The following is an 11,097-nucleotide window of genomic DNA, read 5'->3' on the forward strand; positions in this document are numbered from 1 at the left end:
TTATGAGACATATTACTTAACAGAAAGGAAACTGTTCATCTAAAGATCGCTGATAATCAGATATCGTGAACCCACAAACTTTTTTGATCAAATGTATCAGACAAAACTCTTTAACTGGGCTTTATATCGGAATCAGGGCAATTGTCTTTCCGCAACAACATGGGTTGAATGCCTGTTAATCTCGTTTAACTTGAAAACAACAAATTCTGATTAAGCTCACTGATACCTGCAGAAACTACCAATCAGTAAAATTCTACAGAAAAAGAAAGTAGAGATCATAAGAATGCCAAGTAACATCGTCATAGAAGCAATTGCGTATGAATTGCCACCTCATATTATTACGTCCCTGAGTATTGAGGAGCAGATCTCTGCGAATCTCGAGAAATTTGGAATTCCATTGGGAAACCTGGAACGACTCACCGGCATAACTGAAAGACGCTACTGGGATCCAGGCACTGCTCCCAGTGAGGTGGCGACCATCGCTGCCCGCAAGGTCATCGAGGAATCGGGAATCGATCAGGAAGAGATCGGTTGCATCATCAATACCTCTGTGAGTAAAGACTATATCGAGCCTTCTGTGGCATGTCTCGTCCATGGCAACCTGGAGCTCTCTCCCTTTTGCAGAAATTATGATATTGGCAATGCCTGTCTTGGTTTTGTGGACGGCATCAACGACATCATGATGATGCTTGAAGCAGGGAAGATCAAATATGGGCTGGTTGTAAATGGTGAGAGTTCTCGTGAACCCATCGAAGCTACCATCAAAAAATTGCAGGATCCTGAGTTGAGTATGACCACATTTCGTGAAAACTTTGCTACACTGACCCTTGGATCAGGGGCTGTGGCCATGATTCTGACTCACAAGGACAATTCAAAAGCGGGTCATCTCATCAATGGCTCAGTGAGTATGGCTGCTACGGCTTTCAACCGTCTGTGCGTGGGTCAAAGGGATGGGGGAATCTCACAACCCCATGAATTGCTGGTTGCCGGCGTAGGCCTGGCCATCGAAGCCTGGGAACTTTGCAAGGAGCAACTCGACAATTGGAGTGACGAGACCATTGACCTGTATGCCCCGCATCAGGTGAGTATTCCACATATGAACATGCTCAGCGAGGCACTGGAAATCACACTGGAGAAAGTTTTTCTCAATGTTCAAACCCTGGGGAATATTGGCCCGGCAGCATTACCTATTACGCTTAAAATGGCTGAAGAAGCCGGCCGATTGGTCAAGGGCAACCATGTCGCCCTTCTGGGAATTGGTAGTGGTTTGAATTGCACGGGTATGAGTGTGACCTGGTGACCTTATTCAGGTCTCATCTTTGCACATATAAGCTCTACCTTGATTAACGGTTTCCACCAGGGGGATTCAATTTGAAGAAATTTCTGCTAATCAGTTTCATAATAATAAGCGCTTTGTTTGCTGACAATCCCCCCAAACATGAATTTCGAGCAGCCTGGGTTGCCACGGCCTATGCCCTGGATTTCCCTCGATCAAATTGGTCCACCTCGGCCATGCTGACAGAAATTAGCGATGCCTTGGATGCCTTACAGGAGGCTGAGTTCAATGCAGTCATCTTCCAGGTAAGACCGGGTTGTGATGCCTTCTATAATTCTGCCTATGAACCCTGGTCCCACCACCTCACTGGAACATCTGGTGCAGCGCCCTCTCCCTATTTTGATCCCCTGCAAACCTGGATCGATGAAGCCCATGAGCGAAACATGGAACTCCACGCCTGGTTTAATCCTTACCGGGTGAGTACCTCAAGTGATCTAAATTCATTGCACAGCTCACATGTTTATCATCAACATCCCGAATGGTTGCTCTCAGTGGGAGCCATGGCTGGAATCGAACAGGAAGACCCCTTCTCTGATCCCATGAGTGATTCGCGTGATCTCAGAGAATCCATCATCCTGGATCCAGGCAAGGCTGTTGTTCGTGAATATGTTATAAACGTTTTTATGGATGTGGTCAATAATTATGATGTGGATGGTGTTCACATGGATGACTATTTCTACCCCTATGGCGGCATGAGCGGCGAAGACTCTCCAACCTTTTCTGCAGAACCCCGGGGCTTTACAGATATTTCGGATTGGCGCAGAGACAATGTCAATCTATTGGTGGCAGGTATCTATGATAGTATTCAAGTTGTAAAACCCTGGGTCAAATCAGGCGTTTCCCCTTTTGGAATCTGGAAAAACGGAGTTCCACCCGGAATAGTGGGGACCAGTTCCTACTATGAATTGTATTGCGATCCTGTGGCCTGGTTGGAAGCTGGGACCGTGGACTATATCACCCCACAACTCTATTGGGAACACGGGGGTGGTCAGGATTATGGCATTTTAATGCCCTGGTGGGCTCAAACCATTTCAAGCAACAACAGGCATTTGTATGTGGGTCACGCCCCTTATCGCTTGACAGACTGGCATAACTGGCCTGCCATTGAACTACCTCGACAGATCCGGCTTAACCGTGCCACTGAGGGGAGTCAGGGGAGTGTCTATTTCCGGCTTAGGAATGGTGTGATAAATAATCCCAAGGGTTTTCTGGATTCTCTGAGGAATGATTTGTATCGTTACCCCGCCATTGCTCCCACCATGTCATGGAAGGATGATATTCTACCCAATCCGCCCATAAATGTGAGTTTTGGAGTTAATGACCAATCCAACCAACTTACCTGGTCCTTGCCACAAGCAGCTGAAGACGGGGATTTACCTCGTAGAATGGTCATATACCGCAGTGAAACCTATCCAGTTGACGCATTGGACCCATCCAATATTTATGCAATTATCTCAGGTGATAGCACTTACTATGAGTGTGAGGTCGGAGGAGATGACTTTTATGCCATATCGGCTTTGGATCGACTGCACAATGAGAGTACGATTATCCAAATTGAACCAAGCAGTATTGATTTTTCCAATACACCAGATAGCCCCTCTCTGTTCTTAAATTACCCCAATCCTTTCAATCCCTCAACCACCATTCGCTATGACCTCATGGAAAATTCAGAGGTGAGTATCTCAATTTTTGATATGAGCGGTAGATCTGTTAGGGATTTTAATCCATCTCATGCCAGATCAGGAGAGATTACCTGGGATGGGGTCAATGACGCAGGGCAGTCTGTCAGTGCAGGAATATACTTGTGTCGCCTTCAGACCAGGGGTATTCAGTCCAGTATCAAACTGGTCCTTCTCAAGTAGAGCTTATTCGGCCCAAGACACTATCCATCACCCAATTTGTACGGGCTGCAGTCACACCGGTACTGGGGCATTTCCCAACACCGCGCAATTCATCTACCATAAGTTGAACCAGAGGTTGTTGAATATGTAAGGGGTTTGGGATCTCAAAATGCTCCTCGCCACTCTCCCGGCGGACAGTGATATCTGCCTCTGCAAAATGGGTATATTCTACTTCACCAAGCGTACCAATGATTTTTGTTTTATCTACATCCTTATCAAAATTAAAATTCCAGATACCAGACCCTTTGATACCGCTTTCAAACTGGAATTCAGCTTCAACCAAATCCTCAGCTTCATAATGTTTCCCGGTATTTTCAATAATTCCAGATGCTTCTCTGATATTTCCCAATAAAAATTGCAGGAGATCAAAGATATGCGACCCCAAATCACAGAAATAGCCACATCCTGCAACTTCAGGCTTTATCCGCCAGTTTGATCCACCTGAAATATCGACCGCTTTGGCAGGTTGAAGCAACTGAACCTGAACCTCTTTTATGGCTCCCAATTGTCCAGAATCTATAATCTCTTTAACTTTCAGAAAACGAGGGAGAGCTCGCCGATAGTAAGCCACAAAGAGGGGCACTTCATGTTTCTGGCATATGGTTATCATCTCCTGACATTGAGCAAAACTATTGGCCATGGGTTTCTCAACATAAACTGGCTTCCCTGCCTGGGCAGCCATGCAGGTATATTCCAGATGGGTGTCTGGCGGGGTGGCGATATAGATGGCATTAATATGGGGATCATTCACCAGTTTATCAGCATCATCAAACCATTTCTGAACCCCATGACGTCTGGCAAAATCTTCAGCCAATGGTCCATCTCTGCGCATGACCCCAATTAATTCTGAATGGGCAACATTTTGGAGGGCCGGACCACTCTTGACTTCCATGACATTACCACAACCAATGCTGCCCCAACGGATATCCTGCATGTGTACCCCCTTCTGTTTACCTGAGTACATTTCTGTATATAAATATGTGCAGCCAACGTATCTTATGCAGTTATCAAAATCAATGAGGATTATAAATGAAATTATCAGGCATGACGCTCACCCTCCTTTTTTGCTTCATTTTACCCGGTATGTCCATGGCAGGTGAGAAGGTTGTCATCGATCTAAAAGTGCCCCTTGTTGAGACCGCTGATCTCGCTCCAGCCCAGGCAGGAGCTACTGTATACCTCATGAAATCCGAGTGGGCAACTGTTTCAGAAATAAACGAGGATGTGGCGGTTTGGATGACTGATTATGAACGCAAAAAGAATTTTCTGGGCCAGCAGGTCGTGTCCCTAACCCTGGAGGTGCGAGAACCATCCAGTATTCGGACTGGAAATCTCATCAAGAAACAAAATATTACTGTCCGTTATCGTGTGAGTGCTTCAGATACAACGCGTTTTAAACAAGAATTCCTCAATGAGTTGGACAATCTTTCCCAGGAATTACAAATAGAAGCCTATTTCCTGGGAGTGAAGATTGAATCTGTCCTGAAGGGCATTCTCAATTAATGCAGGTGGGTCAATCCTAAAAGATTGAATATGGTCAAATGGGTGGGGGATAGAAAAGAAAATCAAAGGCCTTAATATCCCGACGCATTCTCCTGGTCTCCAACTCTCCACAGATATGGAACAAAATATTCCAGAATGCAGTGCTATGATTTTTTTCCCTGGTATGTGCCAATTCGTGAATCAAGACATAATCTCGTAGGTGATCAGGCAAAAAATACAGTTTTTGGTTTAGACTGATATTGTTTTGAGCTGAACATGAGCCCCAGCGGCTTTTTTGGTCTCTCAGGGAGACCTTGTTGAAGTGGAAATCATGTTCCCGAGCCAGCTCATTGAGTCTTGAAGTCAGAGAGCGTCTGATCTCAGATTTGCTGGTTGATCCGCATGATTCAAAATGATCCCTGGATTTTTGTTCGGTGATCCGGGCTCGCTGCAGAGCTTGACGGATCCACAGGCGTTTGCTATCCACAAAGGTCCTGGCCCTACGCAAGGAGACTCCCGTTGGGAATTTTACAACAACACCTTGAAACGGTTGAACAAATATCCGAATTGATCTGATATCCCTGACAGAGGTGAATTGGATATCACCAAATTCTGGGTCAGTACTTATGGAAGTGTTGGAATGTTGGAGCTTAGTTCGGGAGAAGATATTCATTCATCTGCGTCAATTCACGGGTTTTGGTAATTATGGAGGGGTAACTAAGTTTTAGAATCTGAGCCATTCGTTGTTTATTGTAGCCATATTTTTCATAGAGATAGTGGATAATTTCCTGCTCAAAAATGGTATTGATGGCCTCCCAGGACATATTCTCATGCTCCTCGATGAAGCTGAAGAGACTATGTTTTTCCCCGTGGTTTGAAGTGGTTTTCGCAGGAAGTTGATAGCCCCGTTTTTTTAGACGTTCCTGAAGGGAGTATAGCGTAGAGGCAGGCATATTCAATTTGGCGGCCATGGCTTTGCTATTTTTCTGATTTTCATGGTGGTAGCAAATCAGTTGGTGGTGAAAAATATCCTTGATGTCTTTCCAGGCTAAACCCTGGGAATAAGCAAAGGAATCCACAGGTTTTGGTGCTTTTGGTCCTCGTTTCTTGTTGATGATACCAACATACGCATCTACAACGTCTTTGCGATCCCCTGTAAGACTGATACCATGGCTTGCATAACGCATGGCAAAATCATAGCCCAGTTTGTAATAATGCTCGGCCCTGTCTAAATCATTATGGTGATTTTCATAGATTTGGCCGAGGTAGAGATATTCTCCTGGAACATTAGGAATTGAATCGAGTTTTGTGCTCACTTTGATTGCCTGTTCCATATGTGAAATACAGGTATCAATATCAGATCGGGCATTTGCCAACAGGGCCAGGTTTTCATGCAAAACGGGAATGATGGGATCGAATCCGCCATCAGGAATAATTTTTAAATACTCTTGCTCTGCCTCATCAAACCGTTTTTCACAAAATAGCAAATAACCTAATGAATTTTGAATTTGCTTAAGACTCACACCCAGGTTCATCTGAGAGGCAATAGATAGAGCAGTACCATAAAACTTATAGGCAGATGCGAAGTCGTTTTTTTTTCTAGAGAGAATGGCTGCCTGATGGTAGCCGATGCAAGCGAGCGTCCACAATTCTTTTTGCTCAAGATTTTGAACAACTGATATTATGTCCGAGATTGGAAAATTCAACAGGGTAGCTTGACGTTGTGAAATCATATAGTCGAAAGCCAGTCGAAAAGAATCAATTGAGGTGAGGCTTTTCCCCATATGCAAAAGGGGCAAGGCAGAAATATTGTAATCAAATTTTCCTTGGTGGGTCGTCAGCACATAATAGTACAATGCAGTAATTTCAGATTGAATTTTTTCATTCAGGAAATTTGAGCGGGAGAAAATTATTTCTGCAGCAGACGATAGGCGTTTATGACAATCAAAGTCTCGGCTTGATATGGAGAGAATTCTGGCTTCTCCTATTTCCACCAGGGGCATCCTCCAATCCGAGGAGGGTACAGTATTACGGAGAGACTTATAGAGCAGTTCAGCTTTTGCAGCATCGCCAAAACCCAGCATGAGGAGAAATTCCCAGTAGTCAGAATCACTTTCATTGGCCCCTGCTGCCCTGAGAATTGGTTTTAACTGATGAATTTCTGTTTCTCTTGACTCCATGTTGAAGCAAGATAATAAAAATCAGGAAAACGAAAATAGCTAACTTATATGAAGTATTTCGTGATTAGTGTTTTATGCCTGGGTCAAACGGAAAGGAGGGTATGAGATACCTCTTTGGTAATCTGGCAATGATTTGATCGGACTCGTCACGGCTTATAATTTCACATTCCACCCTGCGACCCACAATTTTTTTCTCCAGCTCCAGTTTGGCCAATATGCCAGATAGCGTTGAAATGGAAGGTTTATCCATGCCATAAATTTTGATTTTTTTAGAGTACTTACCTGTGCGCCGCTTGTCATCTTCAACGTGTACGCTCATTACAAAAGTATTGCCATCAACTATACTGGTAACCAGCCCGGAGATTTTTTTATTTTTCATGGTTGGTAATTCCTGTCCCAATCTGTAGGCTGATTGTGAGGGTAGCAGTTGCTTATCTTCATTCATTGTACGCATACTGGAGAGGGCCTAGGATTAGGGGCGTTTTGACCTTACTTGAAATGAATAGGTTGACTTCATATACTGCTCAAATGTATTCAGGTCGGATAAACTGCGCAATAAAAATATTGATATATTATTAAATTTATTATACATGCTGAAATATTTATTATATTGGCATCGGAGGAAACAAACAAAAAGGGAGAGTTAAAGATGAGAATCACAACAATTGTTTTGGTAGCATTATTTCTGATTATCGGTTGCGAAAATCCACAGGACCTGTCCAACGAGCAGACCTATTATAAGGGTCAGATTGTTCAGAATGAACGGGCGCCGTTCCTGCTTAATGGTCATAGCCTATCAAAGGATTCTGAAGGAATTCTGATCCTTGCAGAGCAAGTTCCTGAAGGTATTGTTTATGGGCTGGAAAATGATCCCGAAGTGTATGCTGCAGAGGGCGGCGAAATCCTTCCAACAAAAAGCTGGGTAGGTAATCTGGAAGAAAAACCACTTGAGGTTAGTCTCACCTCCAAGCTCAGCATCTGGTTTGAAATCCCGACCAAGGTTACCATCGTTGATGCCACAGACATGATTTATGTTGACCAGAACGGCGATGTAGTCGTATTTTCAGGTAGTGGCCTGATCACCGCAACTGAGATTTCAACGGGATCAGATGGTTTTGTAACCCTGATCAGCTCAGCTCAATTTTCAATCGGTGGTGAAGGTGGTGAGTGGGGATAAATAGTTTTGAAAAAGACTATTAATCCATTATTTTGGGATACATAATGCAAAAATCCGTAATAAAAATACAAAAAACCAATGAATGGCTTGAATTTATAAGCCGCCTCGGCCTGGTTAGTATTGAGGATGCCCGCAATGTATTCCTCTCTGGTGACTATTCCCAGATTTCGGATCTTGATCAAAAGGCACTATTTGCTGCAGGCCGGGGAAAAACCCTGAGTCTTGAGGGCAATCTTATTGGCTCAAAATTAACCCTGGATGAAGCCCAATCGTTAGCAGAGACCAGCAATGCAGACCGTGGATTCCCCGTCAAGGATGAAGTTCTGGCATATGTAAACTATGAACGGGGGGTGTTCTTTGAGAAATTCGGAGAATATCATTCTGGGTTAAGCTTATACCGCTCTGCGAAGCGGCTGGCTGAATCAATCACGCTGCATTCTGTCGTGGATTATCAAATGTCAGCCCATCTGCTTGATCTGGGCACCGGCAGTAGCGCAGAAGAGGCAAAGTATTGGATTAAATTCTTCAGTGAGCACAAGATGCAAATTATGCATTTGGTTGCCATCAGAAGATTAGCCAAATACTTACGCATCAAAAAAGAGTATTCTCAGGCCAAAGACCTGCTTGCTGCAGGAAGGGATTTTGCAGTGAAATTTGATTATCCCTTCATGGTGGAACAGATAAGAAATTCCTGTGGATATTTACTTTACCGCATGGGTGAAACAAAAGAAGCCCGTAAGGTTTTTCTGGAGCTCCTGGAGGGGGTGCAAAGTCGTTATTTGTATGCCACTGTTTTGGAAAATCAGACCCTGACCTATTATGATGAAGAGGAATACGATGCAGCAGTGCATTATCTGGGACAGGCGATTGAGCATAGTCAGAAATATGACATCCTCTCTCAAATACCCGATGAATGCTTGTTTATGGGTGATATGCAAAGAGACAAACTTCAACACCCTGAAGTTGCCACTCATTATTACGAGATAGGATACCGGGTGGCCATAAAAATGGCCGAACACGGTTTTAGTTTAAAGGGTGATAGACTAGAAGTCGTTCAACGCTTCAATGACCGAGCAAAAGTGGGGTATAGCATCCCAGATTCCATTGGACCTCGTTCTGAACCCTTTGCATTTGCCCTGGGACAATCGTGGAAGCAGATCAACGATGTCTTCCAGTTTCATTTGATACAAAAGCACCTGGAATCTGGAATTGTGATCTCAGAACTACCCGGCAAACTCGATTTAAAAACCAGCACTTACTACGCCATAAAACGGCGTTTAAGCCAACACGGATTCGATTTTGAAAGCATCCCGACCAAGCTTCCAATCAAAATGAAAAGTGCTGAGAGCTCAGCTCTGAATTCATATGTCAGCGGTTTAACTGATCTCACCTGGCACCTGGCCAACGAGCAGTTTGAGAAAGAAATAATTGAATATCTTTTTAAACAGGTGGGATATCAGAAGACGAAACTTGCCCAGGAATTGGATATCAGTTATCCAACGGTCTTGCAAAAGACAAAATCACTTAAGCGGATTTAATTCTATCTGAACAAGATTGAGATACTATATAATCAAGATAATCAAGAATGTGTGACTCTCATACATCCTCCCTGAGCCCCGATAATTCGGGGCTCATTTGTTGTAGAATTTGCCTCATAGGTCACATGAGGGAAGTCGTGTAACACCCAGTATCATACTGGTAATAAACCATTTTTTTAATTAAGTTAACTAGTCTTTGCCCTTCTTAAGCGTGAGGTCATATTATAAGCTGTCAATAAAAGATGTTATGAAGAGTTGATGCCGACGATTGGACATGAATATCTATGCGCTATTATGAGTTAATTGGATTAAAGAGAGAGCCCTTCTCTATGACCCCCGATCCGGAATTCTTTTTCGAATCGAAAGCGCATGGTGAAATCCTAAATCGCCTGGAAATAGCTCTGAGACTGAACCGAGGTCTTTCCGTTATCATGGGTGGAATAGGGACGGGGAAAACAACCCTATCCCGTTTGCTCCTCAGCCGATTCATTGATTTTGGAAAGGATTTCCAGTTTTATCTCATTATGGACCCTACCTGGGAGAATACCCGCGAATTTCTGGTGTATCTGAAGCGACTCTTTGGTTTGAGAGGGAGCTCCCTCTATCAATCTGAGATGCTGAATCAACTTGAAAATTTCCTCATTGACACAGCCATCAAAAAAGGCAAACAGATCGTGCTTATTATTGATGAGGGTCAGAAAATGGGGACAGAGCAAATTGAGGTCATCCGAACCCTGCTCAATTTTGAGACCAATAGCCGAAAATTAATTCAAGTGGTTATCTTTGCTCAACCTGAATTCAAAGAAGTGGTTTCTGCCCACGAAAATTTTAAGGACAGGATCGCCTTTGGGGCCACCATTCCAGCCCTGGATCGAGAAGATACGATCTCCTTTGTGGACTTCAGAATCAATGAAGCCGGGTATGAGGGTGATGAACCTCTGTTTTCCCAGGAAGCCAAGGAAATGATTTACCAGCATACTGGCGGTTATCCCCGAAAAATTGTAAATATGTGCCATCACCTCATTGTTGACATGTTGGTCTACAATAACAAATCAGTGAATGGTGCTGCTGTTTTAAATCGCATTAACAGTGACGATAATAATTATGCCGGCTGACGAAAAAGATTCTGCGGCGACGAATCGCCTGTTGGACCTGTTAAGGTCTCAGCAGACTGGTAAATCAACCACCGAGGGCAATGCCAGTGGCACCCTGGATGCGAATGATCCTCCAGAAAAATCTGAGGTTTCTGGCAAAAAGAAACCAGATCCCCCAGCAGTAAGTTCAAGTATAGTTCCAGATGTCATCGTGGATGAAGCTCCGCCTAGTGATGAGAAATCTGAATCGGTTAGTTCTGATGAAATCAGGGCTAAACTGGGGAATCTCGCTGCAAAAAAAATCTCCCCACCGCCAGTTGAGGAACCTAAAGACGAAGCAGTACCTGAACCCGAAACGGTTCCACAGGGCATAGCAGCTGAATTAATGG

The 11,097-nt window shown here is 43.9% G+C and carries 11 protein-coding genes; 7 read left to right on the forward strand and 4 right to left on the reverse strand.

Annotation, left to right across the window (positions count from 1 at the left end; all coding sequences use genetic code 11):
* Positions 1–283 precede the first annotated feature (283 nt).
* Both ISR87_14615 and ISR87_14620 read left to right on the forward strand, forming a co-directional pair.
* Entirely contained in the window at positions 284–1,300 is a 1,017-nt protein-coding gene (locus tag ISR87_14615) for a 3-oxoacyl-ACP synthase III (GenBank protein ID MBL7026673.1), read from the forward strand.
* A 71-nt stretch (positions 1,301–1,371) separates the two neighbouring features.
* Entirely contained in the window at positions 1,372–3,198 is a 1,827-nt protein-coding gene (locus tag ISR87_14620) for a family 10 glycosylhydrolase (protein MBL7026674.1), read from the forward strand.
* Here ISR87_14620 and ISR87_14625 read toward each other — a convergent pair.
* Positions 3,191–4,171 (reverse strand): Gfo/Idh/MocA family oxidoreductase, encoded by a 981-nt coding sequence (locus ISR87_14625; protein ID MBL7026675.1) that lies wholly within the window; start codon positions 4,169–4,171, stop codon positions 3,191–3,193. The two genes, ISR87_14620 and ISR87_14625, sit on opposite strands and share 8 nt — an antisense overlap.
* Before the next feature lie 95 nt (positions 4,172–4,266).
* On the opposite strand from ISR87_14625, the gene ISR87_14630 reads away from it, so the two are divergent.
* Positions 4,267–4,740, forward strand: a complete 474-nt coding sequence (locus ISR87_14630) for a hypothetical protein (protein MBL7026676.1) — start codon at positions 4,267–4,269, stop codon at positions 4,738–4,740.
* A gap of 34 nt (positions 4,741–4,774) precedes the next feature.
* Here the strand turns inward: ISR87_14630 and ISR87_14635 are convergent, their stop codons facing one another.
* From ISR87_14635 to ISR87_14645, 3 genes are all read right to left on the reverse strand, one after another.
* Positions 4,775–5,392: a M48 family metallopeptidase gene (locus tag ISR87_14635; protein MBL7026677.1), complete on the reverse strand. Its 618-nt coding sequence runs from the start codon at positions 5,390–5,392 to the stop codon at positions 4,775–4,777.
* Positions 5,370–6,899, reverse strand: coding sequence for a hypothetical protein (locus tag ISR87_14640; protein ID MBL7026678.1), 1,530 nt, complete (start codon positions 6,897–6,899; stop codon positions 5,370–5,372). Before ISR87_14640 ends, ISR87_14635 begins: the two co-directional genes overlap by 23 nt.
* A gap of 64 nt (positions 6,900–6,963) precedes the next feature.
* Positions 6,964–7,278: a hypothetical protein gene (locus tag ISR87_14645; GenBank protein ID MBL7026679.1), complete on the reverse strand. Its 315-nt coding sequence runs from the start codon at positions 7,276–7,278 to the stop codon at positions 6,964–6,966.
* Positions 7,279–7,548: 270 nt separating this feature from the next.
* Between ISR87_14645 and ISR87_14650 the strand changes: the two genes are divergently transcribed.
* The 4 genes from ISR87_14650 to ISR87_14665 form a co-directional block, all read left to right on the forward strand.
* Positions 7,549–8,076, forward strand: coding sequence for a hypothetical protein (locus ISR87_14650; GenBank protein MBL7026680.1), 528 nt, complete (start codon positions 7,549–7,551; stop codon positions 8,074–8,076).
* 44 nt (positions 8,077–8,120) lie between these two features.
* Positions 8,121–9,614, forward strand: coding sequence for a tetratricopeptide repeat protein (locus tag ISR87_14655; GenBank protein MBL7026681.1), 1,494 nt, complete (start codon positions 8,121–8,123; stop codon positions 9,612–9,614).
* Between the two features lie 284 nt (positions 9,615–9,898).
* Complete coding sequence (locus ISR87_14660) at positions 9,899–10,729, forward strand: AAA family ATPase (GenBank protein MBL7026682.1); 831 nt, start codon at positions 9,899–9,901, stop codon at positions 10,727–10,729.
* The coding region (locus ISR87_14665; GenBank protein ID MBL7026683.1) for a hypothetical protein at positions 10,719–11,097 on the forward strand (379 nt) is incomplete at its 3' end. The genes ISR87_14660 and ISR87_14665, both read left to right, overlap by 11 nt.

The organism is Candidatus Neomarinimicrobiota bacterium (genome assembly GCA_016784545.1).
In the GTDB taxonomy this organism is placed as follows: Bacteria; Fidelibacterota; UBA8477; order UBA8477; family JABMPR01; genus JABMPR01.

Excerpts from the sequence above, each read along its gene's own strand:
- ISR87_14635 (MBL7026677.1), bottom strand. The coding sequence starts at position 5,392 with ATGAATATCTTCTCCCGAACTAAGCTCCAACATTCCAACACTTCCATA.
- ISR87_14625 (MBL7026675.1), bottom strand. The coding sequence starts at position 4,171 with ATGCAGGATATCCGTTGGGGCAGCATTGGTTGTGGTAATGTCATGGAA.
- ISR87_14615 (MBL7026673.1), top strand. The coding sequence starts at position 284 with ATGCCAAGTAACATCGTCATAGAAGCAATTGCGTATGAATTGCCACCT.
- ISR87_14650 (MBL7026680.1), top strand. The coding sequence starts at position 7,549 with ATGAGAATCACAACAATTGTTTTGGTAGCATTATTTCTGATTATCGGT.
- ISR87_14660 (MBL7026682.1), top strand. The coding sequence starts at position 9,899 with ATGCGCTATTATGAGTTAATTGGATTAAAGAGAGAGCCCTTCTCTATG.
- ISR87_14655 (MBL7026681.1), top strand. The coding sequence starts at position 8,121 with ATGCAAAAATCCGTAATAAAAATACAAAAAACCAATGAATGGCTTGAA.
- ISR87_14645 (MBL7026679.1), bottom strand. The coding sequence starts at position 7,278 with ATGAAAAATAAAAAAATCTCCGGGCTGGTTACCAGTATAGTTGATGGC.
- ISR87_14630 (MBL7026676.1), top strand. The coding sequence starts at position 4,267 with ATGAAATTATCAGGCATGACGCTCACCCTCCTTTTTTGCTTCATTTTA.
- ISR87_14640 (MBL7026678.1), bottom strand. The coding sequence starts at position 6,899 with ATGGAGTCAAGAGAAACAGAAATTCATCAGTTAAAACCAATTCTCAGG.